Origin of the sequence: Amycolatopsis rubida (assembly GCF_900115345.1) — a bacterium.
GTDB lineage: Bacteria > Actinomycetota > Actinomycetes > Mycobacteriales > Pseudonocardiaceae > Amycolatopsis > Amycolatopsis rubida.
Map to the genome: position 1 here is coordinate 152,932 of NZ_FOWC01000006.1, position 23,227 is coordinate 176,158.

Genomic DNA, 23,227 nt, shown 5'->3' on the forward strand with positions numbered 1-23,227 from the left:
ATGTCTGAAGAGTGGTACTGCAACACGCGCACGAACGAGGTCGAGCGCGGCCGCCGAGCGCGCGGCGTCGACCGGCTCGGCCCGTACCCGGACGAGGCCGCCGCACAGCGCGCTCTGGAGCTGGCGGGCGAACGCACGAAGGCGGAGGACCAGGCTGACGCGGAGTGGGACAACCCGCAGTGACGGCACCGGATTTCCGCGGCGCGTCGACCGTCGGCGAGGCGATGCTCCGGGTGCCGAAGGTGCTCGACGCCTCGGCGACGGCCGGCGAGGTGCGCGCGCTCTTCGAGGACGATCACGTGCATGCCGCGCTGGTCGTTTCCGGGGAAACGCTGCTGAGCGTCGTGGAGCGGCCGGATCTGGACGGGCTGCCGGACGCGCTTCCGGCTTGCCGGGCGGGCCGGGTGACCGGCCGGGTGGTGGGTCCGGAGGCGGACCTGTACGCGACGTGGCTGAGCATGTCCCGGCGCAGGCTGGCGGTAGTGGACGCGAGCGGGCGATTGCTGGGCTTGCTGTGTTTGAAGCGCAGCGGCCGCGGATTCTGCTCGGACGCCGACGTGGCGGCCCGGGCGCAGGATCGGGAGAGCGGGTGCCGGGGAGGCCCGTCGCGGACCGCCCCGGCCTGCTTCAGCGCCAGTCCACTTTGAACACCCAAGCGTGCTTTCCCGCCGCACGCGCCGCCGCGGGAACGTCGATGACGAGCCGGCCCTCGCTCTGACTCCAGTGCAGCGGCCCGCCGTAGCCGAGCATGCTCACGCGGTCGCCGCGGCGGATCGGGACCGGAGCGTCGACCACGAGCCGCGAGCCCGGCGCGACGAGCGACATGACGTAGAACGCCGAACCGGGCCGCACGGTGAACCGCAGGTCGCCGAGCTGGGCCATTCGCGACCAGTACGTGGTGCCGTAGATCGCTTCTCCGTTGGTGCGCAGCCAAACCCCGGTCTCGCGCAGCCGCTGCCGCATCACCGCCGGGATCGTGCCGTCGAAATCGGGGCCGATGTCCAGCAGGAAGTTCCCGTTCTTCGACACGACGTCGACCAGCGTGTGCACCACGTCGGCGGTGGTCATGTACTTGCCCTCCGGCGTCGCGCGGTTGTAGCCGTAGGAGAACGGGTCCAGGCCCCGGCTCGACTCCCACTTCGCGACGACCGTGTTGGGGTACGTCGTGTACTCCGGCGTGGTGAAGTCGTGGTCCGGGATGCCGCCGCGGTCGTTGTACGTGACGTCCTTGGGCCGTCGCCGGTTCTTGGCCCGGTTGAAGTATTCGGTGAGCACTTCGCGACTGTCGTTCACGCCGCCGATGTCGAACCACAGCACGTCCGGGTCGAAGCCGGAGATCAGCTCCAGCACCTGCGGCGCCTGAAGATCCTTCACGAAATCGCGTCCGGCGGTGTAGCCGGTGTAGGGCAGCGGCGCGCCGGTGTACGGATTGCGCGGTGCGTGGCCCATCCACGGGTTGTCCGGGTTGAACCATTCGGGCAGTGAGAAATACAGGCCGTTGCGCAGGCCCGGCGTGTACTTGCGCGAGGCGGCGAACAGGTCGGCGACGAGGTCGCGGCGCGGGCCGAGCTTCTTGGCGTTGCGGCCGCTGACTTTCGTGTCCCACAAGGCGAAACCGTCGTGGTGCTTGGACGTGAGCACGTAGTACTGTGCGCCCGCGTCCTCGATCAGCCGCACCCACGAACGCGGATCGAACCGGGCGGCGGTGAACCTCGGGATGAAGTCGTCGTAGACGAACGACTCGCCGTATGTCTTGGCGTGGTGGGCGTAAGTGGGGCCGTCGGGGTCTTGCTGGTTGTTCCAGTACCACTCGGCGTACTGCTGTCCGACCGGAGCCCACGCGGGCACCGAGTACACGCCCCAGTGGATGAAGATCCCGAATTTGGCGTCGCGGAACCAATACGGCGCGCGGTGCGTGGACAGCGACGCGTCGGCCGGCCGGAAATCCGGAATGCCGAGCGGCACCGGCAAGGTCCGGGCGGCGATCGTCGACCGGTCGGCGAGCACCCGGATCCGGCCGGTCGCCGGGGTCCCGGCGGGCAGGCCGCGGTCGGCGGCGAGGCCGAGCCGCACGGTGGTCTGTTCGCCCGGCGCGAGGCGGGGAATCGGCGCTGGCGTGCGCACCCGGCCCCCCGGCACGTCGAGCGTGACGGTGATCCGGTCGCGCGTTTCCAGCCAGACGGTGCCGGTGTTGACGATCGTCGCCTCGACTGCCTGCGGACCGCCGTCCTGCAGCAGGTTCGCGGTCGCCCGGGCGTCGAGGACGGTGGCCGAACGGCCTTGCGCGACCGGCTGCAGCGTCAAGGCGAACACGTGCAGGCTCGCCGCATTCGCCGCCGGTCGGGCGGTCTTGGGCAGAGTCAGCGCGACCGCCTCGCGTGCCGGATCGATCCACACCTGCGCGGTGCCGATCGACACCGGGTTCTGGTCGGCGACGCCGCCCGGGCCGTAGCGGAAAGTCGAGGCGACGGCGCCGCCGGAGCCGTACCAGTCGGAGCCGGACAGGGCGGCGGTGCTGGTGCTGCCGTCGGCGTAGTGGACGGTCGCGTCGCCTCCGGTGCTGCCGTAACTGCACGCGACGAGGAACGCGGCGCCGTAGTACCGGCCTTTCGGCAGGTCGACGCGCTGGCCGAGCGCGACGACGTTGTTCTTCGCCCCGGCGGCCGCCGAGCCGAGCAGATACGGCACGCCGCCCGCGGTGACCGTGCTGCCCGCCGGGATCTGCTCCGCCGGGAAGGTGTAGCCGGAGCCGTCGAAGTTCCCGTCGTGCGCGTTCGCGGAGTCGATGCCGTCGTTGTCGAACCACGCGTCGAGCGGGACCGGCACCGGCGGAGGCGGCGGCACGACCGGCGCGCCCGCCCCGTCCGTGACCACCGGCCGCGCCGGCCCGCCCGCGGCCGCCGCGGTGCCCGGCAGCCCGAGCAGCACCGCGCCGCCGAGTGCCATGCCGAGTGCGTGCCGGCGAGGATAGGTCGTCATGGAGCCTCCACAGTGAAGTCCAGTGGTCCGATGCCTGGCGGGATTTTCTCGATCATCAGGGAGATCGGGGCGAGGATGCGGCCGATACATCTGATGAATCATCGTCGGTGTGCACGGGAGTGCTGTCAAGGAGATCCCGCTGAGCGGAGCAGGAAGAATCAGGATGCCGGAGCACGGCGCCCGGAACTCGCGGGTGGAGAACTCGTGCGTTCCGCCGATTCGCTCGCGGTCCGGGCGAACCGGGAGGTGAAGGATCCGGCCGTGGAGATCGCGCACGACAACGTATTCCGCGAACTACCCGGGCATCATGCCGGCGACCGGCCACGACCTGCTGCCGTTCTTCGGGCAGCCGCTGAGCGCGGACAACGCCCCGCACCGCTGCGGCGGCGCTTTCTGGGGCGGACAGCGGAAATTCGGCGCGATCAGTTCTTCGCCCAGTGCAAGGACAACCCCGGCATCGTGCTGCGGGACACGGAATCCACGACTCGGCCTCTGGCGGAATCCACTTCACAACCGGCGGCAGGCCGGTACCGTGTCGAAATCCCGCGACCAGGTTCGTACCTCGGGGTGAACGTTCCGCCGACCCGAAGGAGAACCCGATGACGACCGGCGAACTCGACGAGGAATTCACCGCGACCTTGCGCACAAGCCCGGCCAAAGGCGGCCACACCTACCTGATCTGGCCCGGCTCCGCGGAGTTCTTCGGCACCCGCGGCCTGGTGAAGGTCCGCGGCACCGTCGACGGCGAGCCGTTCCGCAGTTCCTTCATGGCGCTCGGCGACGGCACTCACAAACTCCCGGTCAACGCCTCGCTCCGGAAAGCGATCGGCAAGGAGGCCGGGGACACGGTGACCGTCGTCCTGCTGGAACGCCTCGCCCGCTGAGCCGTTGCGCTGATCGGGTGGTCGTGGCGCCGCCGGGTAAACGACCTGCGGCCGCCCGAGCGTGAGCCCCATCAGAAGTGTGCGAAGGGGACGCACACCGAACTCCTGGGGGAGACATGGGGACCATCAGCGGCCGTCCGGCATTGCCGATCGCCGAAGCAGCACAGGCACCTCCGGAAGAAGCACGGGAAACCGGAGCGTTCGATCCGCACCAGCGGTGGAGCAGGCTCGTCGGCGGAGGCGACGGGATCGTCTACGCCGTGCAGTCGGACGGCGCCCTGTACTGGTACCGGCACCGGGGCTGGCCCGCCGCCGCGTTCGACTGGGCCAACCAGGGCGGCGGCCTGCTGATCGGATCCGGCTGGCAGGACTTCGACACGGTGCTCGGCGATCTGAACGGCGTCCTCTACGGAGTGCGCGGGGACGGGACGGTGCTGTGCTACCAGCGGCTCGTCGCCGACCTGGACACCGGCGCGGGGACGTGGGCCAACAACGGCACCGGCGTCGTCGTGGGGACCGGATTCAACGCCTTCCCGCGCATTTTCGGCGGCCCGGGCGGCGTCATCTGGTGCGTGGACGCCGACGGAGTCCTGTACCGCTCACGGCGAGTCAACGGCACTTTCGAAACGCCTCAACCGCTCGGCGACGGATTCAACGCCGCGCGCTATCTGTTCTCCGACACCGCGAATGTCCTTTACGCGGTCAGCGGCACCGGAGCGCTCACCTGGTTCCGCTACCGCGACGGCATCGGATGGGCGAACGGCGGGCAGCCCGTCGCGATCGGCGACAACGACTGGTTCGAGCTGTTCCGCCGGGACTTGTTCGCCGGAGGCGGCAACGGCGCGGTTTATCTCATCCGGATCGATCATTCGACGGTGCCGGGCGACGACGGCGATCTCGTCGAACTGCGCCTCGCCAACCATGAGACGGTCGACACCGACGGCGGGCCGCGCTGGATCGACAACGGGACCGGTGTCGTCGTCGGGAAGGGTTTCACCGTCGAGCGCGGCGCCGGGCTGCAAGGGTATCCGCGGCAGCAGAGCGTGCCCGCCGGCGGCCGCGTTTCCATCGCGCTGTCGACGGCGTTCAGCTCGGTCACCGCGCAGCTCGTGCGCGTCGCCCCCGGCGGGGACACGCCGGAGGCGGTCACCGGGACGACCACCGTCGCAGGCGGCCTGCAGACGGTGGCCGCGAACTACCGGTCCGCCGGATGCGGCTGGGCCGAGCGCTACGCCGCCGGCATCCCCGCGACCTGGCCGTCCGGGGTGTACGCCGCGCGGCTGACCGGCCGGTTCGGCCGGGTGCAGCACATCCCGTTCGTGGTGCGGCCCGCGGCGCCGGCGCGGAAAATCGCCGTGGTCCTGCCGACCAACACCTACCACGCGTACAACGGCTGGAGCGGGCACGACCAGTATTCCGAGGGCCAGGAAGGCGTCCGGCGCCCGATCTCGTTCCTGCGGCCCAGCTACACCTGGCTGATCGCGCCGAAGGGCCAATACGACCTGGAGCTGTACAGCGACCTGGAGCTGCTGCGCTGGCTGAGCGCGGAGCAGATCGGGTTCGACTGCTACATCGACCACGATCTGCACGTCGGCGGCTGGCTCCCGGCGTACAGCGCGGTCGTGCTCGGTTCGCATCCGGAGTACTTCTCGATGGCCATGCGCACCAATCTGGCGAACTACCTCGCCTCCGGGGGCAGCGTGATCGCCACCGGAGGCAACCAGATCTACGAGCGCGCGGAGTTCGACGCCGACGGCACCACACTGACGTTCCGTGCCGCCGACGGCAGCCGCGATCTGTTCCTCGACCACTACAACCTGCCCGAATCGCAGCTGCTCGGGGTGAATTTCGAATACGAGGGCTGGATGACCTTCGCGCCGTACCGCGTGCTGCGCGACCACCCGTTCCTGGCCGGGACCGGCCTGACGCCCGGCAGCGAGTTCGGCGCGCACGGCCGCAACGGCGCCGCGAGCGCCTGGGAGTTCGACACCCTCCAGGGCCTCGACGGAGAGGCGCCGCCGAGCGGGGTCATCGCGCAGGGGACGAACCCGACCGACCGCGCGGGCGCGGCGATGGTGTGCAAGGAGCTGCCCGGCGGCGGGTTCGTGTTCAGCGCGTCGTCGATGACGTTCAACGGCGCCATCCGGGTGGACCCGGTGGTGCGGCGGCTGCTGCGGAACGTGTTCGACCGGGCACTCAGCCGTCCCGCGCCGGCGCTCTCCTGACTCTCCGCTGCGCAGCGCCCGAGGTTCGTGAGGGGAAATCAGAGTCCCTCAGGGTTCCCCTCACGAACCTCGGCGGCACCGCGCGGAGGAGGCGGCGGACGCCCGGGAATGAGCCACGGTAGTTGAACGTTTGACGATGCGTGAAGAACATTGGCTTCCTCTCGTTCGGCCACTGGTCGCCGAGCCCGCACTCCGAGACCCGGTCGGCCGCCGACTTCCTGCACCAGTCGATCGACCTCGCGGTCGCGGCCGAGGAACTGGGCGTCGACGGCGCGTACTTCCGCGTGCACCACTTCGCGCGGCAGGCGGGCAGCCCGTTCCCGCTGCTCGCGGCCATCGGCGCGCGGACGTCGAAGATCGAGATCGGCACCGGCGTGATCGACATGCGCTACGAGAACCCGCTGTACATGGTCGAGGACGCCGGCGCCGCCGACCTCATCTCGCGGGGCAGGCTCCAGCTCGGCGTCAGCCGGGGGTCTCCCGAGCAGGTGATCGACGGCTGGCGGTACTTCGGCTACGCCCCGGCGGAGGGCGAGACCGAGGCGGACATGGCCCGTGACCGGGTCGAGGTCTTCCTGAAGCTCCTCGAAGGCGAGGGCTTCGCGAAGCCGAACCCGCGGCCGATGTTCGCCAACCCGCCGGGCCTGCTCCGGCTCGAACCGCACTCCGAAGGCCTGCGCGACCGCATCTGGTGGGGCTCGAGCTCGAACGCGACGGCCGTCTGGGCGGCGAAACTCGGCATGAACCTGCAGAGTTCCACGCTCAAAGACGACGAAACGGGCGAACCGCTGCACGTCCAGCAGCGCAAGCAGATCGAGGCCTACCACGGGGCGTGGAAGGAAGCGGGCCACGAGCGCGAGCCGAGGGTGTCGGTCAGCCGCAGCATCTTCGCGCTGACCAACGACCTGGACCGCGCCTACTTCGGCAGCGACCGCAATTCGCGCGACCAGATCGGCATGATCGACGAGAACACCCGGGCGATCTTCGGCCGCTCGTACGCCGCCGAACCGGACGAACTGGTGCGGGAGCTGAAGGAGGACGAAGCGGTCCAAGCCGCGGACACCCTGCTGCTGACCGTGCCGAACCAGCTGGGCGTCGACTACAACGCCCACGTGCTGGAGAGCATCCTGACCCACGTCGCCCCGGAGCTGGGCTGGCGCTGAGCGCACCCGCGCGTGGAGACGGCCGAAGAGGTGCGCGACCGGGTTCTGCGCGCAGCCCGCCACGTTCCGGTGGAGCAGACGGCGACTTGCGACGCTTTTCCCGCTCGCGGACGACCAATCGACCTCGCGGCAGATCGCGTTCGGCAAGCTTCGCGCGCGGTGGGAAGGCATTGTGCTCGTGGCGGATCAGCTCGGCGTCGATCGGCCGGGCGGCGGCTGGCCGGGCGGTGGCTGGCCGGGAAAGGCGGTGCGGGGAACCCCGAGGCAATCGGATTCCTCAGGGTTCCCCGCACCGACCGGAGACGGCGGCGACTGCCGAATCGAGCACCGGCACGCCGTGCGCGGAGGCGAAGGCCGCTGCTTCGCCCGGCGTGGCCATCCGCCTCGGATCTTCTGGACTGACCAGCTCGGCGAACGCGGCCGCCGCGGGCAGCCGGGCCAGCACGCACAGGCCGACAGCCGCTTCAGGGAGTGCGAGCCTGCCGAGGATCCCTCGCGGGTGGACGGCGTAAGGCAGCACGTGTCCCGGTCGATGGAGGTCCCCGGGCCGGGTGCCGCGATCCGCGAGACGCCGGATCGTCTCCGCCCGGTCCGCCGCGGAAATCCCGGTGGTGACGCCAGTCGCGGCGTCGACCGCGACGCACCAGCCGCGCTCGCCGTCGTGGCGGAAGCTCGGTCGCATGGGTGGCAGGTCGAGCGCGTCGCACCGGTCGCCGGGCAAAGCGACGCCGACCAGTCCGGACGAGTGCCGGATGACGAACGCCAGCGCGATGGTGGACGCCTCCGCCGCGGGCAGGACGAGGGCCGCGGCGCCGGGGGTGGTGAGCACGACCGGCTGGCCGTGCGCGAGCGCGTCGAGTGCGGCGTCGAGCGGGCGTGCGTCGAGCGAGATGGTCATGCGACCGTCCGGATCTCCGCCGTCGCGAACCGGGCCACCTGCTCGGCGACGGTCGCGAGCTGGGCGGCGAGTTTCCGGTCGGCGACGCGGCCGTCGGCGGCGAAGGGCTGAGCGGTCGAGTCGACCACGACGCCGAGCGGGGTCGGCCAGCCGCGCAGGGCGTGCACAGTCGAGCGCAGCGACGTCAACGTCGTGACCCCGGCTTGCGGCCCGTACGCGCTGACGATGCAGCCGACGGCGCGTCCGTGCAGGTAGGGGCGGTCGTCGCCGGCGAGGTCCTGGAGGTAGTCCAAGGCGTTCTTGAGCAGGCCGGACAGTCCGCCGTGGTATCCGGGCGTCGAGATCAGCACGCCGTCGGCGCGGCGGACGGCGTCGAGGAACGCGGTCGCGGACGGGCAGCGGTGCGCGAGATCCGGTTCGTACATGGCGAAACCGAGGTCTCGTGCGGTGAACAGTTCGGTGCGGGCCCCGTGCGCCCGCACGTCTTCGAGCACCGCGCGGAGGGCTCGTTCGGAGGAGGAATCGGGGCGGACGGTGCCGCCGACGCCCACGATCGTGGGTTCCTGGACGGTATGCATGGCGAACCGGCTTCCTGCGGTGGGTTATCGCGATCGGGCGGAATCGGGGAAGTCGAAGCGGGCGACCTCCGCGAGCTGGTCGCCCAAGGCGGCGACCATCGACGTGAACCCGCTCGCGCCCGCTTCGGCGCTGGCCAGGGTCGGGTCGCCGAGGTAGCCCTCGGGGCCGAAATCGTCGGCCAGCCAGCCGAACGCGACGCTGCCGCCGAATCGGGCGTGGACGTTGTCGGCCAGCTGCGCGGGGATCCGCCGTCGCGCGGCGGAGAGGTCGACCAGGTCGGGACGCAGGTGCAGCATCAGGGACGTTTCCGCGGCCCCGCCGTGGATTCCGAGCCCGTTTTCGCTCGCGGCCCAGGCCGGGTCGTGCTCCTCGGCGAGGAACACGTTGATGCCGAACGTCAGCAGGCCGTAGGCCAAGCGCAGATCGCGCAGCGCGGTCTGGATCTCGGACACGTTCCCGCCGTGGCCGTTCACGAGGACGATCCGGCGGATGCCGGCGGCGGCGACCGAACGTCCGATGTCGTCGAGCACCGCCGCGAAGGTCGCGGTGGACAGGGACAGGGTGCCCGCCGCCCAGGTGTGCTCGACGGAGCGGCCGTAGCTGATCGTCGGCAGCAGCCAGAGGTCTTCGTCGTGGGTGGCGACGACTTCTTTCGACACTGCTTCGGCGACGAGCGCGTCGGTGGCCAGCGGGAGGTGCGGGCCGTGCTGTTCGACGGCGCCGACGGGCAGCACCGCGACCGAGGACGGTCCGCAGGCAGCCTCGACCTGCGACGCCCGAAGTTCAGCGAATATCCGTGCAGCCATAAGGAATCTCCTTCAAGCACCGAGATGGGCGACGGCCCGGATCTCCACCCGCATCTCGGGGGTGGCCAGCGGGGGATAGATCAGCAGCGACGCGTACGAACGCTCGGACAGCAGCTTGGGCGCGTGCTCGGCCAGCCAGCCGTCGCGCACCCGCATGTACTCCGCGCGGTCGGCGGGATCGGCGAGGAACTGGTCGAACTGCACGATGTCCTCGAACTCCGCGCCCGCGTCGGCGAGCAGCCGGCGCACGCGGTTGAGCGTGACGAGGGTTTGCGCGGCGACGCCGTGGGCGGGCTGGCCGTGCTCGTCGGTGACGCCGTCGATTCCGCTGAGGAAGACGAAGCCGCCTGCCGCGGCTCCTCTGCCCCAGGGCTGGACCGTGGCGCCGTACTTCAACGGGCCAAGTGCTTGTTTCGTCACGCGTCGGCCTTTCGGTAGCGTCGGATGAGGTAGTAGGCCAAGGCGGCGACCGCGCCCGCGACCCACGGGGTGAGGTCGCCGAACTGCGGGAAGCGCTCGGCGAACGCGCCGGTGTAGAGGCTTTGGTCCATGAACGGCACGGAGACCGCGATGGCGATCACGAACGCCGCCAGTCCCGGGCGGAACCGGCGGGCGCGGTCGAAATACCGCCGCGGGTCGATCTCCTCGCGGCCGAAGACCACGGCGTCCATGACGACGATCCCGAGCCAGGGGCCGATCCAGTAACCCATCAGGAACAGGAAATTCTGGAAGGTGCCGAAGACGGACCCGGCGTTGTGCCCGGCGACGAAACCGACCGCGGTCCCCAGCACGCCGATGATGATCGCGGAGATCCAGCGGCGAACCTTGGCGCCCACCATCAGCAGGCCGAGCGAAGCGGTGTAGATGTCCAGGACACTGCCGGAGATCGAAGCCGCGAGCAACGCCACCAGGATCACGGCGGCCAGGCCGGCCGGAATCAGCTTCGCCACCAGATCGGTCGGACTGTCCACCGTGATCACGGTGCCGATCGCCGCTCCGACGACCGCCATCCACAGCCCGGCCAGCGACGCGCCGGAGAACGCCGCGAGCAGCACACGCCGGCGGGAGGTGTCGCGCGGCAGGTAGCGCGTGTAGTCCGAACCGCCGATCGACCAGCCGAACGTCCTGGTCGAAGCGAGGGCGACGGTGGTCAGCATGCCTCCGGCGACCCCGCCCGCACCCCGGGCCACGACGTCGCCGGACGCGGCGAGATCGCCTTTCGCCAGGCCGTACCAGGTGAGGATCACGAACAGCGCGGACGCGACGATCGCGAGGAAGCGTTCGGCCTGGTGCACCAGATCGTGCCCGATGATCGCGATGACGATCTGCACCGCCGCCACCGCGACGAGCGAAACCAGGAAAGGCAGCCCGAACAGCTCGCGGACGATGTAGGCGCCGAGCACGGTGTTGACCGCGAAATAGCCGAGGCCGGTCAGGCACAGGAGCAGCACCGGCAGGAAATTGCCGTAGTAGCCGAACGGAATCCGCGACTGGATCATCTGCGGCACCCCGGCGCGGGGCCCCATCGACGCGGCGAAGCCCAGCAGCACGCTGCCGATCAGGATGCCGATGGCCAGCGAAAGGACGGCTTCGCCGAACCCGAGGCCGAGGAACGCGGTGGGAATGGCGCCGACCGCGAGCGCGGAATACTGCAGATTTCCCGCGAACCACAGGGAAAAGGCCGAACGCGGCGAACCGTGGCGCTGGTCGTCGGGAATCCTTTCGATGCCGTGGTGCTCGACGGACACGGCGGGTGGGCGGACTGCGTGGGCTTCGTTGACCATCTGTCCTCCAGCGGAGAGCCCCCTGCGGCGGCAGTGTTGATATAGGTAACACGGCTGCCCCAGCCTGCGCCGCGCCTTCCGCAGATGTCAAGAGGGTTCTTGGGCTTGACACTCCGCAGGTCGGACCGCACAGTGTTGATATTACTTACATTCTTGCGGACGACCCGGCCGAGCCCGGGCGGGATGGAGGCGCTGTGCGGCACGGAGTGTTTTTCTTCGGCTCGGTCGAGATGCCGGACGTGCTGGCCGGGAACCCGGTGCCCGCCGCGCGGCGGCGCGCCACCCGCGAGCAGGTGTGGCACGCGCACGAGCGGCTGCTCGGGATGGGCGAGCTGGCCGAGGAGCTGGGATACGACAGTTATTGGCTGGCAGAGCACCATTTCCAGCACGAGGGCTACGAGGTCGTGCCCAACGCGATGATGCTCGAAGCGCATCTCGCCGCGCGGACCTCGCGGATCCGGCTGGGCTCGATGTTCAGCATCGTCCCGCAGTGGAATCCGCTGCGGCTGGCCGAGGATTTCAGCAGCCTGCTCAACCTGTCGCGCGGACGAGCGGTGCTCGGCGTCGGCCGGGGCACGGTGTCTCGCGAACTGCGCAGCCTCACCGCGCACCAGGCGGACATCGGGGTGCTGACCTCCAGCGAGGAACGCAAGGTCATCGACGCGCACAACCGTGCGGTTTTCGCCGAGTACATGGACATCGTGCGCACGGCGTTGGGCCAGGAAACCTTTTCCTACCAAGGGAAGTTCTTCGAACTGCCGCCGCCGGACAACCGCGACCCCGAGCACGAGGCGGACACGCTGACGCTGGTGCCGGGTCCGTTGCATCCCGTCGAGATCTGGCAGGCGGTCACCAGTCCGCCCACTTTGGACTACGCGGCCGAGGTGGGCCACGGCTGTGTCTGGTGGAACCAGTACCACGGATACATCCGCGAACAGTGGGAGCGCTACGCCGAGCTGTACGAACAGCGGCACGGCATCCGGCTGGCCCCGGGGCAGAACCGCATTCTGGTGCTGCCGGTGCACCTCGCCGACACCCACGAAGAGGCCTGGCGCACCGGGCGGATCGGGCACGACGAGTTCTGGAATCTGCTCGCGCCGTTCGGCTGGAGCAGCGGCTACCGCGGCGACGACGGCAACCGGGCCCCGGCCGGGCTGGTGCCGACGCTGGAGCAGTCCACGCAGCAGAAGTGCTGGGCGGTCGGCACGCCGGAGGAGGTCGCGGAGATCGTGCAGCACCACAAGGACACGCTCGGCCTCGAACAGCTCGTGGTGTTCCCGCATTTCCCCGGGCACACCTACGACATGGCCGCCGAGCAGATGCGGCGCTTCAGCGAGCAGGTCGTCCCGCTGCTGCGCTGAGCTTGTTTTCCGGACCGCGCGGCTCTCCCGGCCGCGCGGTCCGCTGTCATTCCCCGGCGTTGATCAGCAGGACCCGGACCGGTTCCTCGCCGAGCCTGCGCCAGCGATGCGGCCGCGATCCCGGGTAGGTCGCCACGTCGGCCTCGCCCAGCTGCTCGCGGCGCCCGTCGGCGAAATCCAGCTCGATCCGCCCGGCGACGACGTACAGCATCTCCTGCCCGACGTGCTCGAAATACTCGCCGAACTCCGCCGGGCCGCCGGTGTATTCGATGGGCTGCACCGGAAAACCCGCCCGGGACAGCGCCCGCGCCGTGGACCCGGTCGGGATTTCGGCTCCCGGCATCACCATTCCCTCGTCGGCGCGCAGCAATCCCACGCCCTGCTCCGCGGGACCCGCGAGAAGCGCCGACACCGTGGTGTCCAGCGCGACCGCGATCCGCTGCAACGTGCTGACGCTCGCGGCGGCCAGCCCGCGCTCGAACTGGCTGAGAAAAGCGTGCGAGAGACGGGAAACCTCGCCGACCTGCTTGAGCGTCAGCCCTCGGCCGCGCCGCAGTTCGCGCACCCGCGCCCCGAGTGTTTTCGCCGGATCCGGCGCTGCTCCGGAATCGGGGGCGGGAGGGGTTCGCATGGGCCCGACTATACCGGAGCGCGGGTGTTCCGAAGTGGACTCCGATGGGGAAACGCGGCGATGTGCAAGGGAAATTCTCGCCGGAGGAGCTGGCGCGCCCCGCTCGGGGACCGCGAACTCGCCAGCGGGCGCCGGAGCGGGTGCGTCCGCCTTGGCAGACGCGTTCGAAAGCCTTGATCGAGCTGCGGAAGCCGTCGAGAACGTCGGTATTGACGGCGTCTTCCACGGTCGCACCCTCCTGGAGCGCGGTCCGCGCGAGCTGTACGGCCCGGGCGGTGCCTTGCAGCTGGAACCAAGTGCGCACCTGGCCGGGCAACGACGAGACCTTCACGATCTCGGGACAGCCAGCCGGAAGCGGTGCGGAGGGCGCGGTTGTCGCCGGTGCTTCTGCGGTCGCGTCCGGCGGAGACGGGCGACGGAGAGCCGGGGACGACGAGGACGCCGTGCCGGGGCCCGCGCATGCGGTGCAGGCGAATGCGCGGAGCGCGGTGACGATTACCCGCTTGCCAGGTCGTTTCCGCGGCGTCATCGCGGTTCGACCTCCACGGCCGTTCCGGCGCGGATCGGTCGTTCGCTGAGGGCCCGACCGGCCCAGCGGGTGTCCTTCGGGCCGGCCGTACCCGGCTGGCTGTTACTCGACCGGACCGGGTTGGTCGTCGAAAAGCGAGGGCAGTGCGAGCCAGTTGACACACTTAGTACACTAAGTTGCATGACCGGTCGACCCAGTCGTGCGCCGCTTTATCGCACGATTCAGAGCGAGATCCAGCGCGACATCCTGAGCGGCAGGCTGAAGCCGGGGGACTGGCTCCCGTCGGAGAGTCAGCTCCGGGCGCAGTACGGGGTGTCCCAGACGTCCGTCCGGCGCGCTTTTCAGGAGCTGCAGCGGCTCGGACTGGTGGAGCGGTTCCACGGCCGGGGCAGCATCGTCGCGTCGAACGAGATCCGCGCGATGAGCCCGATGCTCGGCCTGGGGCGCGAGCTCCGGCAGCGCGGCTTCGCGATCCGGCCCGAGCTGCTCGGCAATGCCGAGGAACCCGCCGCCACAGCAGTCGCCGAGGCGCTCGACCTCGAACCCGGCGACACCGTGAGCCACATCGAGCGGCGTTACTGGATCGGCGACGATCCGTTCGTCTTCCTCGACCACTATCTGGCCCCCCAGCCCGGGATCGACTTCGCCGAGTTCACCGGGGATTCGCTGTATGCGTTCCTCTCCGGCCGCGACGCGCAGCCCACGCACGCGCGGGAGCGGGTCAGCGCCGTCACCCTGTCCGCGGCGGAGGCCGACCGGCTCCAGGTCGCGCCCGGGGTCGCGGCGATGCTGCGCGAGCGCACGTCGTTCGGCGCCGATCAGCGGCCGGTGGAGTTCACCCGCTACATCCTGCGCGGCGATCGCTACCACCTCGACATCGACCTCAGAAGCGAGCGATGAGCGCCGCGGCGCGGCTCGTCGTCGTGGGGGACGCGAGCATCGACTACTTCGTCCAGGTCCCGCACATCGCGGGCAACGACAACAAGGCCATCGGCTCCCTGTCCGGCGTGTACGGCGGCGGGATGAGCGCCAACCTCGCCGCCGCGGCCGCGCAGCACGGCATCGCGGTCGACCTGATCACCAAGACCGGGGCGGGGCCGGACACCGATGCCGCGCTGGCCGAACTCCGCAGGCTCGGGGTGTCGATCGAGCATTCCCTGCGCGACCTCGAGCATCCGACCTGGATGTGTTTCGTCCAGCTCGACGCGAGCGGGGAGAAGGCGCTGACCGGCGCGGACACCGGGATCAAGATTCCGGCGATCGAGGAGATCGACGCGTCGGTCCTGGCGGGGGCGGACATCGTGGCGCCGCTGGCCGACGACCTCGAATGGGCGGCCGCCGTCGCCGAACTCGGCCGGGAGCGCGGAACGCGGGTCGCCGTCGATCTCGAACCGGACGCGTTCGAGCCGGATCAGCCGGAGTTCGCGCGGCTGCTCGGGCTCAGCGACATCGTCTTCCTCAACGCCGCCTCGGCGGCCAAACTCGCCGCCACCCCGCGCGACGCGGCCCGGCAGCTGATCCGGCTCGGCGCGGAACTCGTCGTCCTCAGCGAAGGCGCGCACGGAGCGTCGGCGGTGGACCGTGACGGTGTCGTGCATCGCGCGCGGTCGACCGGCGAGGTGACTGCCGTCGACACGACCGGCGCCGGTGACGCGCTGGCCGGGGCGTTCCTGGGCGCGTTGCTGGCCGGGGCCGAAGTGCCCGAAAGCCTTCGCCGGGCGGTGGCCCAGGCGACCCGGTGCGTCACCGCCGTCGGCGGCCGCACCTATCTGTCCGGCTCGCAGCGCGGCGAGCGGCCAGACGACCTGATCACGATCACGACTGAGAGGCAACCGAGTTGAATTCTGTGCTGCGTTCCAAGATCCACGGCAGTCTCGCCGCGGCCTGCCTGGCCGACGCGCTCGGCGCGCCGACCGAGGAACTGAGCCGGGACCAGATCCGGGCCGCGTTCGGCGGCTATGTCACCGAGTTCCACGCCCCGCTCCCCGGCGCGCCCTACGCCAAGGGGCGCGCCGCCGCGCAGATCACCGACGACTCCAGCCAGATGATCCTGCTGGCCCGGCTGCTCGCCCGGACCGGAGCCGCGCTGAGCCCCGGCGACATGGCGCAGCTGCTGATCGAATGGTCCAAGAACGAGAACTACTTCCCGCACTTCGCCGGGCCGACCACCCGCGAGGCGATCGCCCGGCTGGAACGCGGCGAGGACCCCCGCGAGGTCGGCCGGACCGGGACCATCATGACCCAGGGTGCCAGCAACGGGGCCGCGATGCGGGTCGGGCCGGTCGGGCTGTTCCACCACGGCGACCCGGAGGCGGCCGTCCGGACGGCGTTCACCACCTGCGTGCCCAGCCACAACACGCCGCCCGGTGTCGCGGGCGCCGCGGCCGTCGCCGCCGCGGTCGCGCGGGCTTGCACTCCCGGCGCGGAGATCGTCGACATCGTCCGCGCGGCCGTCGACGGCGCGCGAGCGGGTGCCGAACTCGGCCGGACCGAGGGCCGTGACGTGCCGGGCGCGTCGGTCGAGCGGCGGATCGAGCGGGCGGTCGCGCTGGCCATCACGGCTCGCGACGACGAACACGCGATCGACCTGATCGCCGGGGAGATCGGCGTCGGCCTGCCTGCCGCGGAAGCGGTGCCCGCGGCGCTCGGGTTCTTCGTCGCCGCCGGCGGAGATCCGGTGCGCGTCGCGCGGCTGGCCGCCAACGCGGGCGGGGACAGCGACACCATCGGCTGCATGGCGGCCGCGATCGCCGGCGCGTACCGGGGCATCGAGGCGATCGACGCGGAGGCCGTCGCCGAGGTGGAGCGCGCGAACGATCTCGACCTTGGCGCGCTCGCCGACGAACTCCTCGCCGCCGCGCGGCACTGACCCCCTCTCCCCGCCCCGATCCGAAGGGACGCTCGACGATGAGCGCACGAAGCGAAGAATTCGCCACGGTGACCTGGAAGGAACGCCTCTCTTTCGGAGGCGGTGATCTGGCCACGAACATCGCCTGGGGTGCGCTGGCCACCTACGTGGTTTTCTTCTACACCAACGTGATCGGGGCGGCGGCGTCGGCGGTCGGCACGATCGTGCTCATCGCGCGGCTGTTCGACGGCGTGGTCGACGTCGGGATGGGCGCGATCGTCGACCGGACCTCGACCCGCTGGGGCAAGGCGCGCCCCTGGGTGCTGTGGGCCGCCGCGCCGTTCGCCCTCGCGCTGATCCTGGTGTTCACCGTGCCGGGCATGGAACCGGCGCCGACGCTGGTGTACATCGCGATCACCTACGCGCTGATGAACATCGCCCTGAGCGCGGCGGTGATCCCGTACGGAACGCTGAACACCCGGATGACGCGGGACTTCACCGAACGGTCCCGGCTCAACGTCACCCGGATGTTCGGTGCCACCCTCGGCTCGCTGGTCGTCACCGTCCTCACTCTGCCGCTGGTGAGCGCGCTCGGCGACGACCAGCGCGCGTGGATCATCACCTTCTGCCTGTTCGGCGCGGTCGCGGCGGTGCTGTTCTTCATCACCTTCCGCAACACGCGGGAACGTATCGTGGACACCGCGCCGCCGAAGGACCAGCCGGGGATCGCCGAATCGCTGAAGCTCGCGGGACGGAACCGTTACTGGCTGCTGCTCTTCGCGATCTTCATCGTGTTCAGCGTCGCGGAATCGCTCTACACCGGAGCGACGGCCTACTTCGCCCAGTACTTCCTGGGCAATGCCGGGTTCGCCGCGCTGATGTCGTTCCTGCTCTACATTCCGGCTTTGCTCGGAATGCTGTTCATGCAGCCGGTGTACCAGCGTTTCGGCAAGGTCGCGCCGATGATCGTCGGGGCCGCGATCTTCGTGGCGGGCTCGCTGGTCATCGCCATCGACCCGACGGACATGACCCTGGCCGTCACCGGCTCGATCCTTCGCGGCATCGGGCGGATCCCGATCTTCGGCGCGATCTGGGGCATGCTGCCCGACACCATCGAGTACGGCGAGTGGAAGAACGGCCGCCGGCTGGAAGGCGTGCTGTACAGCGCGGGCAGCATGGGCCAGAAGCTCGGCTACGGCCTGGGCGCGGCGGTGCTGGGCTGGGTCATGGGCGCGGCGGGCTACAACGGCTTGAACCGCACCCAGCCGGATTCGGCGCTGTCCGCGATCAACGCGTTGTTCGTTTATGTGCCGATGGCGTTGTTCGTGCTGTTGATCGTGCTGTTCTGGGCTTACCGGCTGGAGCGGATCTACCCGACAGTGGAGAAAGACCTGGCCGAACGGCGCGCGTCGGCCGGGGAACGCTCGCTTCCGCTCGGCGATTGAGGCGGGGTCGTCCCTGCCGCGCTCGGGCAGCCAGCGGTATCGCGTTCGACTGGGTTGTTCGCGACGCTGTGGTTGCTTCCCGGCGCGTGGAGGGGATCCAGTGACGGATTCTGGCGGGTGGCGGCGGTCGTCGCGGCCGCGTGCGCCGCTGGCGCGGCTGATCCTCCGGCCGCCGGACCGCGCCTGGTTCCGGTGAACGGCCGCGAGACGGCGTTTTCCGTGACTCCGGGCCGGTCGCGCGCCATTGCGCTCGGCGCGGGCGGCGGGACGGATTCTCCGGAATGGCGCGAGGTCGTCCCGGAACTCGCGGCCAGGACCGGATCCGAGGCAATCGCCTGCGACCGGACCGGGGCGGGCGAGAGCGACGAGGCGCCGGGTCCGTAGGGGGGCGGACAATTCCGCCGCCGGGCTGACGCGGTCGGGCGTGGCGGGAAACGTCGTCCTCGTGTCGCATTCACTGGCGGGCGAAGTCGCTTTCGCCCGGAGCCGTCTGCAATGGGCTGCGGGTGCGGTGGACGCCGATCTGCCGCAGTTCTTCACTCCGGAGGAGACCGCCAAGCCGGTGGCGTTGAACGAGGAACAAGCCGAAGAGTTCCAGAAGGCGCCGTCCACCCGGCAGACCCGTCAGCCGGCGACCTGGCCGTCCGGCATTCCGGCGGCCGTGATCGTGTCCGCCGGGACGCCGGTTCCGGCTCCCGAGGACGCGCGCTCGTGGCGGCAGGCGCAGCAAGACTTCGCGCACGCCGCGCCGAACCGGACCCTGGCCACCGCTGAGCACCGTTCCCGTGACGTCCCGCTGGATCGGCCGGACGCGGTCGTCGCGAACCTGCTGAAGCGCTGACCGCCGGAAAGCGAACGCGGGACCCCGCCGCGGTGCCGGGGTCCCGCGTTCTTCGCGCGAAAGTCAGTCTTTCTTCAGCGCGTTCTTGACTTTGCCCGCAGCGTCGCCGAGAGCGTCTTTCACGTTTTCGGCGGCTTCTTTGATCCCGGCCTTCGCCTGGTCGGCTTTGCCTTCGTTCTCCAGCTTCTCGTCGCCGGTCAGCGAACCGGCGGCCTCCTTGGCCTTGCCGCCGAAGTCGTCTGCCTTGGCACCGATCTTGTCACCCGTCGACATGGGTCTCCTCCTTCATTGGCGAACAACGAACGCGGAATGCGTCAGAGTGGACGACAACGCGGATCCCGAATCGTCATTCACCCGATGATGTGATTGTCGCCACTCGTTCGGGGAGTGAGCTTTGCGCGGCGGCCGGGTCGAACCGATGAACTGAACAACGGGAACCGACTGGAGGAGATTCGATGGCTTCGACGACTGACACGGCGGCCAAGTCCCAGGACGTGGAGAAGGTCAACGCCGGTCCGCTGACCAGTTCGCAGGGGACGACCACCGTCGCGGACGTGGTGGTGCAGAAGATCGCCGGGCTGGCGACGCGCGAGATCCCGGGCGTGCACGACCTCGGCGGCGGCGCGGCGCGGGCGTTTTCGGCGCTGCGCGAGCGGATCCCCGGCGCGACCGCGTCGGCCGGGCAGGGCGTCTCGGTCGAGGTAGGGGAGAAGCAGGCCGCGGTGGACCTGCAGATCGTGGTCGAGTACGGCGTCTCGATCGCGGACGTCGCGCGCTCGATCCGGCGGAACGTGATCAGCGCGGTGGAGGGGATGACCGGGCTGGAGGTGGTCGAGGTCAACATCAACGTGGGCGACCTGCACCTGCCGTCCGACGACGAGGAGGACGCGTCCGGCGACAGCGGCCGGGTGCAGTGAGCGCGGTCGCGGGGCCGGGCCGGATCGTCGCCGCGGTGCGGCTGCCGGTGACGGCGGGCGTGCGCGGCGGGCGGTCCGGCCCGGCCGCGGGGCTCGGGCCGGGCGACCGGGTGAGCGAGGCCGGTCGCGTCCGGCGGTGGCCGGGGGCGGCGGGTCCGCTCGCTGATCCCGCGAGTGTCGCGGCGGCCGGCGTGCGTGCCGGTCGCGTCCGGCCGGGCGCCGCGAGCCGGAGCGCTGCTGCGGCGCGGAAGCTGGATGTGCGCGGCGGGGACCGTCCGGCGGCCGAGGCGATCGTGTCCCGCGAGGGCGGGCGGGTGCGATGAACCCCCTGGACGAAGCCCGCCGGATCGCCGCCGCGGTGCGGGAGCTGCCGGAGGTGGCGGACGTGCACAGCGGCGAGTTCGGCCGGGTCGCGACGCTCGGGCCGGGCGGCCGGGCCGGCGGAGTGCGGGTGACCGAAGAGGACGTCACCGTCGGCGTGACGGTCCGGGCCCCGTTCTCGGCCGGTGCCGTGGCGGCCGCGGTGCGCGCGGCCGTCGCGTCGCCCGGCCGTCCGGTGCACGTGCTGATCGCCGACGTCGAAGTGCCGGCCGCGGTGGAAACCGCGCCGGAGAACCGGAAGGAGACGGTGTCGTGAACGCAACGGGATTGGGGCTGATCACCGGCCTCGCACTGGGCCTCGCCGCCGCGATCGGCGGGTTCGGGGCGTTCCTGCTGGTCCTCGTGCTGGGCGCGGTGGGGCTGCTCGTCGGCCGCCTGCTCGACGGCAAGCTCGATCTGTCGCAGCTCACCGGCCGCGATCGGGGCTGAGCCGTGGCTGTCGCAGCGGAGGAACGGGGAAGCCTCACTATCAGCGAACACGCCGTCGAGCGGCTGGCCGCCCACGCGGCGAGCGAGCTCGACCGGGTGGGCGGGGCCGCCGGGCGGACGCTCGGGATCATTCTCGGCGGAGAAGCGCTGGACCGGTCGGCGAAAACGTCCGCCCGGATCGGGGGCGGCGAGGTGGAGCTGGACGTGCGGATCTCGCTGGAGTACCCCGCCCCGGTCGGCGCGACCACCGAACGGGTTCGCGGCCACCTGCGCGGACGGGTCGAGGAATTGACCGGGATGCCGGTCCGCCGCGTCGGCATCACGGTGACGGCCTTGCACGCTGAGGCCGCCGGGCAGAGGAGGGTGGAGTGAAACGCCGAACCCGCCGGTCTTTTCCGGCGAGCTTGACCGCCGTCGTGCTGCTGGCCGTGTGCGTCCTGGCGGCCGTCGCGGCGATCCAGCGGCTGACCGGGCACCAGCCGTGGCTGGACTATCGGGCGGCCGCCACCGCCGTCCACAACGCGCGCTGGACGGACCTCGTCCCCGCGCTGGTCTCGGCCGCGGTAGCCCTCGTCGGGCTGGTGCTGCTGTGGGCGGCGCTCCTGCCGGGCAAGCGCCGGATCCTCCCGCTGACGGGCGACCCGGATTCCGGGGCCGACACCACGGGCTACCGGTCCGCGTTGCGCGCGGCCGCGGCGGACGTGGACGGCGTCGAGCAAGCCTGGCTCTCGACCGGTTCGCGCAAGGTCAAGGTACGGGTGAAAACCGCGCGCACGCGGACGGACGGCCTGGCCGCCGCGGTCCGCGCGGCCGTCGAGTCCCGGCTGGACCACATCGCACCGGCCCGGCGGCCCGCGGTGTCGGTGCGAGTCCGTGCCGAGAGGGAGGCTTCATGAACCGCCCGGCCACGCTCAACCGCTTCTTGCTCGCGGTGATCGGCCTGGTGCTGCTCGCCGCGGGCGGTTTCGGTCTGGCCACCCATTTCCGCGTGCTCAGGCTCCTCGATCCCGAGGCGCCGCTCGTACCGGGGACAGCGGAGCCGCCCAGCTGGGTGTTCTACGCGATCGCCGCGGCGGCGGTAGTGGTGGGACTGCTCGCGCTGCGCTGGCTGCTGGCCCAGCTCGCGCACCGGCCGCGCACGGGAGTGTGGCGGTTCGAAACCGATCCCGCCTACGGACGCACCGAGTTGCGCGCAGACGACGCGGTGGCCCCCTTCACCGAGGAACTGCGCGGGTATCCCGGAGTGCACAAGGCGAGCGCGTCGCTCGCCGGAACCCGGGAGACGCCGTCTCTGGCGCTGATCCTCACGTGCGAGCAGGACGCGGACCTGGGCGAGATCCGCGGCCGCGTCGCCGGGGAAAGCCTGCCGCGGCTTGAGGAAGCGCTGGAACTGGAGGACATTCCGGTCTCGATCGAGTTCCGGTTCACCAGCCGGGCGCCCTCGCGCGTGGGGTGACGGTCGGCGAGGTGCGGACCCCGTGCACGCAGTCAGCGCGGAGCAAGCACCACGACCGGAATCTCGCGCTCCGTCCAGTCCTGGTACTTCGCGAAATCCGCGTACAGTTCGACCAGGCGCGGCCAGAGTTCGCGCCGCTCCTCCGCGGGCGCGACCCTTGCCGTGACCGGAACACCGCGGCGGCCCTTGAGATGCACGCGGGTCTCCGGCTCCGCGCGCAGATTGAAGTACCACTGCGGATGCTTCGGCAGCCCGCCCTGGGAGGCGACGACGACCAGGTCGTCGCCGGAACGCAGGTACAGCAGCGGAGTGGTGAACAGCTGTCCGGACTTGCGGCCGCGGTGGTCGAGCAGCAGGGTCGGCACGGGCTTGCGGAAGCCCGCCCCGACCCGCCACGTGTGGCCGACCCGGCCGTTGGTCAGGGTGAAGACCTTGACCTGGACGCGGGCCACGCATTTCATGAGCGCCGCCGTCACCGGCGAGTCCAGGCCTTTCGGCGCCTGTGCGGGAAGGGAAAAGCGTCCCATCGTGGCCTCCTGGCGGGGCGGGCGCGTCAGCGGGCAGGCGATTGCGGGTACCGCGCGGCGGTCGATCCGGCGAGCGGCATCGGGTCGAGTCCGAGCTTGCGGTGGTCCCAGGACCGGACCCGCTCCACGTCGACGCGGATCGCGACCCGTTTGCGGAGCATGAATTCCACCATCGGCTTCGCCTCGTCGGTGTACTCGCCGTGGTATCGCCGCCAGACGTCGACCCCGACGGCCCAGAGCGCGTCCGGATCGTCGACGACCTCGGCGCGCCCTTCGAGCGAGACGCCGCGCAGGACGTCGTAGGTCAGGCCGTCCTCGATCAGCACGGTGACGCGCGGGTCGCGGCGGAGGTTGACTGCTTTCTGCGCCTTGGCTTTCGTTTCGAACCACAGCACGCCGTCGATGACCGCGTACCACATCGCGACCGCGTGCGGATGTCCGCCGGGGCCGAGCGACACCAGCGTCGCGGTGCGCTGCGCGTCGAGGTAAGCCGACACCTCCCCGGGGGTCATCTCGATCTGTGCTCGCTGGCTGGTTCCCATCG

General features: G+C 70.7%; 29 protein-coding genes. 19 read left to right on the forward strand and 10 right to left on the reverse strand.

The window, feature by feature from the left end:
- Both BM362_RS23630 and BM362_RS23635 read left to right on the forward strand, forming a co-directional pair.
- Positions 1 to 183 (forward strand): hypothetical protein, encoded by a 183-nt coding sequence (locus BM362_RS23630; RefSeq protein ID WP_067592042.1) that lies wholly within the window; start codon positions 1 to 3, stop codon positions 181 to 183.
- Positions 165 to 647, forward strand: coding sequence for a CBS domain-containing protein (locus BM362_RS23635; RefSeq protein ID WP_143132466.1), 483 nt, complete (start codon positions 165 to 167; stop codon positions 645 to 647). The genes BM362_RS23630 and BM362_RS23635 overlap by 19 nt, the downstream gene beginning before the upstream one ends.
- Here BM362_RS23635 and BM362_RS23640 read toward each other — a convergent pair.
- Positions 628 to 2,979, reverse strand: coding sequence for an alpha-L-fucosidase (locus tag BM362_RS23640; RefSeq protein WP_093574571.1), 2,352 nt, complete (start codon positions 2,977 to 2,979; stop codon positions 628 to 630). The two genes, BM362_RS23635 and BM362_RS23640, sit on opposite strands and share 20 nt — an antisense overlap.
- A gap of 599 nt (positions 2,980 to 3,578) precedes the next feature.
- On the opposite strand from BM362_RS23640, the gene BM362_RS23650 reads away from it, so the two are divergent.
- From BM362_RS23650 to BM362_RS23660, 3 genes are all read left to right on the forward strand, one after another.
- Positions 3,579 to 3,863, forward strand: a complete 285-nt coding sequence (locus tag BM362_RS23650) for a DUF1905 domain-containing protein (RefSeq protein WP_067592054.1) — start codon at positions 3,579 to 3,581, stop codon at positions 3,861 to 3,863.
- A 116-nt stretch (positions 3,864 to 3,979) separates the two neighbouring features.
- Positions 3,980 to 6,088, forward strand: a complete 2,109-nt coding sequence (locus tag BM362_RS23655) for a N,N-dimethylformamidase beta subunit family domain-containing protein (RefSeq protein ID WP_093574572.1) — start codon at positions 3,980 to 3,982, stop codon at positions 6,086 to 6,088.
- Between the two features lie 140 nt (positions 6,089 to 6,228).
- Positions 6,229 to 7,251, forward strand: coding sequence for an LLM class flavin-dependent oxidoreductase (locus BM362_RS23660; protein ID WP_093574573.1), 1,023 nt, complete (start codon positions 6,229 to 6,231; stop codon positions 7,249 to 7,251).
- Positions 7,252 to 7,528: 277 nt separating this feature from the next.
- On the opposite strand, the gene BM362_RS23670 is transcribed toward BM362_RS23660, so the two are convergent.
- From BM362_RS23670 to BM362_RS23690, 5 genes are read right to left on the reverse strand one after another with little or no spacing between them, the layout of a single operon-like run.
- On the reverse strand, positions 7,529 to 8,149 hold the full coding sequence (locus tag BM362_RS23670) for a 3,4-dihydroxy-2-butanone-4-phosphate synthase (protein WP_093574574.1): 621 nt from the start codon (positions 8,147 to 8,149) through the stop codon (positions 7,529 to 7,531).
- Complete coding sequence (locus BM362_RS23675) at positions 8,146 to 8,727, reverse strand: NADPH-dependent FMN reductase (protein WP_093574575.1); 582 nt, start codon at positions 8,725 to 8,727, stop codon at positions 8,146 to 8,148. The genes BM362_RS23670 and BM362_RS23675 overlap by 4 nt, the downstream gene beginning before the upstream one ends.
- A gap of 24 nt (positions 8,728 to 8,751) precedes the next feature.
- Complete coding sequence (locus BM362_RS23680; protein ID WP_093574576.1) at positions 8,752 to 9,534, reverse strand: creatininase family protein; 783 nt, start codon at positions 9,532 to 9,534, stop codon at positions 8,752 to 8,754.
- 12 nt (positions 9,535 to 9,546) lie between these two features.
- Positions 9,547 to 9,954, reverse strand: coding sequence for a RidA family protein (locus BM362_RS23685; protein WP_067592065.1), 408 nt, complete (start codon positions 9,952 to 9,954; stop codon positions 9,547 to 9,549).
- Positions 9,951 to 11,318 carry a purine-cytosine permease family protein gene (locus BM362_RS23690; protein ID WP_067592068.1) on the reverse strand — a complete coding sequence of 456 codons (1,368 nt, stop codon included), beginning with the start codon at positions 11,316 to 11,318 and terminating at the stop codon, positions 9,951 to 9,953. Before BM362_RS23690 ends, BM362_RS23685 begins: the two co-directional genes overlap by 4 nt.
- 194 nt (positions 11,319 to 11,512) lie before the next feature.
- Here BM362_RS23690 and BM362_RS23695 point away from each other — a divergent pair, with 194 nt between their 5' ends.
- A complete protein-coding gene (locus BM362_RS23695) occupies positions 11,513 to 12,679 on the forward strand; it encodes an LLM class flavin-dependent oxidoreductase (protein ID WP_093574578.1) in 1,167 nt (388 codons plus the stop codon).
- Positions 12,680 to 12,725: 46 nt separating this feature from the next.
- On the opposite strand, the gene BM362_RS23700 is transcribed toward BM362_RS23695, so the two are convergent.
- Entirely contained in the window at positions 12,726 to 13,310 is a 585-nt protein-coding gene (locus tag BM362_RS23700; protein WP_067592074.1) for a helix-turn-helix domain-containing protein, read from the reverse strand.
- A gap of 709 nt (positions 13,311 to 14,019) precedes the next feature.
- On the opposite strand from BM362_RS23700, the gene BM362_RS47595 reads away from it, so the two are divergent.
- The 6 genes from BM362_RS47595 to BM362_RS23730 all read left to right on the forward strand — a co-directional run bounded on the left by BM362_RS47595 (position 14,020) and on the right by BM362_RS23730 (position 18,973).
- A complete protein-coding gene (locus tag BM362_RS47595; protein ID WP_067592077.1) occupies positions 14,020 to 14,739 on the forward strand; it encodes a GntR family transcriptional regulator in 720 nt (239 codons plus the stop codon).
- Complete coding sequence (locus tag BM362_RS23710; protein ID WP_093574580.1) at positions 14,736 to 15,680, forward strand: carbohydrate kinase family protein; 945 nt, start codon at positions 14,736 to 14,738, stop codon at positions 15,678 to 15,680. Before BM362_RS47595 ends, BM362_RS23710 begins: the two co-directional genes overlap by 4 nt.
- Before the next feature lie 5 nt (positions 15,681 to 15,685).
- Entirely contained in the window at positions 15,686 to 16,708 is a 1,023-nt protein-coding gene (locus BM362_RS23715; protein WP_157905103.1) for an ADP-ribosylglycohydrolase family protein, read from the forward strand.
- 38 nt (positions 16,709 to 16,746) lie between these two features.
- Entirely contained in the window at positions 16,747 to 18,132 is a 1,386-nt protein-coding gene (locus BM362_RS23720; protein ID WP_067592083.1) for an MFS transporter, read from the forward strand.
- 117 nt (positions 18,133 to 18,249) lie between these two features.
- Positions 18,250 to 18,516 carry an alpha/beta fold hydrolase gene (locus BM362_RS23725; RefSeq protein WP_093574582.1) on the forward strand — a complete coding sequence of 89 codons (267 nt, stop codon included), beginning with the start codon at positions 18,250 to 18,252 and terminating at the stop codon, positions 18,514 to 18,516.
- A 61-nt stretch (positions 18,517 to 18,577) separates the two neighbouring features.
- Entirely contained in the window at positions 18,578 to 18,973 is a 396-nt protein-coding gene (locus tag BM362_RS23730) for a hypothetical protein (RefSeq protein WP_143132467.1), read from the forward strand.
- 63 nt (positions 18,974 to 19,036) lie between these two features.
- Here the strand turns inward: BM362_RS23730 and BM362_RS23735 are convergent, their stop codons facing one another.
- The gene (locus BM362_RS23735) at positions 19,037 to 19,246 is read right to left on the reverse strand and encodes a CsbD family protein (protein ID WP_067592088.1); all 210 of its coding nucleotides are present in this window, start codon (positions 19,244 to 19,246) and stop codon (positions 19,037 to 19,039) included.
- A gap of 182 nt (positions 19,247 to 19,428) precedes the next feature.
- On the opposite strand from BM362_RS23735, the gene BM362_RS23740 reads away from it, so the two are divergent.
- From BM362_RS23740 to BM362_RS23770, 7 genes are read left to right on the forward strand one after another with little or no spacing between them, the layout of a single operon-like run.
- Positions 19,429 to 19,890 (forward strand): Asp23/Gls24 family envelope stress response protein, encoded by a 462-nt coding sequence (locus tag BM362_RS23740; protein ID WP_067592091.1) that lies wholly within the window; start codon positions 19,429 to 19,431, stop codon positions 19,888 to 19,890.
- Positions 19,887 to 20,213, forward strand: coding sequence for a hypothetical protein (locus BM362_RS23745; RefSeq protein WP_093574584.1), 327 nt, complete (start codon positions 19,887 to 19,889; stop codon positions 20,211 to 20,213). Before BM362_RS23740 ends, BM362_RS23745 begins: the two co-directional genes overlap by 4 nt.
- Positions 20,210 to 20,527, forward strand: a complete 318-nt coding sequence (locus tag BM362_RS23750) for a hypothetical protein (protein ID WP_067592097.1) — start codon at positions 20,210 to 20,212, stop codon at positions 20,525 to 20,527. The genes BM362_RS23745 and BM362_RS23750 overlap by 4 nt, the downstream gene beginning before the upstream one ends.
- Complete coding sequence (locus BM362_RS47600) at positions 20,524 to 20,700, forward strand: hypothetical protein (RefSeq protein ID WP_037370607.1); 177 nt, start codon at positions 20,524 to 20,526, stop codon at positions 20,698 to 20,700. Before BM362_RS23750 ends, BM362_RS47600 begins: the two co-directional genes overlap by 4 nt.
- A gap of 3 nt (positions 20,701 to 20,703) precedes the next feature.
- Positions 20,704 to 21,072, forward strand: a complete 369-nt coding sequence (locus BM362_RS23760) for an Asp23/Gls24 family envelope stress response protein (RefSeq protein ID WP_093574585.1) — start codon at positions 20,704 to 20,706, stop codon at positions 21,070 to 21,072.
- A complete protein-coding gene (locus tag BM362_RS23765; RefSeq protein ID WP_093574586.1) occupies positions 21,069 to 21,596 on the forward strand; it encodes a DUF6286 domain-containing protein in 528 nt (175 codons plus the stop codon). Before BM362_RS23760 ends, BM362_RS23765 begins: the two co-directional genes overlap by 4 nt.
- Positions 21,593 to 22,156: an alkaline shock response membrane anchor protein AmaP gene (locus BM362_RS23770; protein WP_093574587.1), complete on the forward strand. Its 564-nt coding sequence runs from the start codon at positions 21,593 to 21,595 to the stop codon at positions 22,154 to 22,156. Before BM362_RS23765 ends, BM362_RS23770 begins: the two co-directional genes overlap by 4 nt.
- Positions 22,157 to 22,188: 32 nt before the next feature.
- Here the strand turns inward: BM362_RS23770 and BM362_RS23775 are convergent, their stop codons facing one another.
- Entirely contained in the window at positions 22,189 to 22,683 is a 495-nt protein-coding gene (locus tag BM362_RS23775; RefSeq protein ID WP_067592109.1) for a nitroreductase family deazaflavin-dependent oxidoreductase, read from the reverse strand.
- Between the two features lie 26 nt (positions 22,684 to 22,709).
- Positions 22,710 to 23,225 carry a pyridoxamine 5'-phosphate oxidase family protein gene (locus tag BM362_RS23780; RefSeq protein ID WP_067592111.1) on the reverse strand — a complete coding sequence of 172 codons (516 nt, stop codon included), beginning with the start codon at positions 23,223 to 23,225 and terminating at the stop codon, positions 22,710 to 22,712.
- Positions 23,226 to 23,227 lie beyond the last annotated feature (2 nt).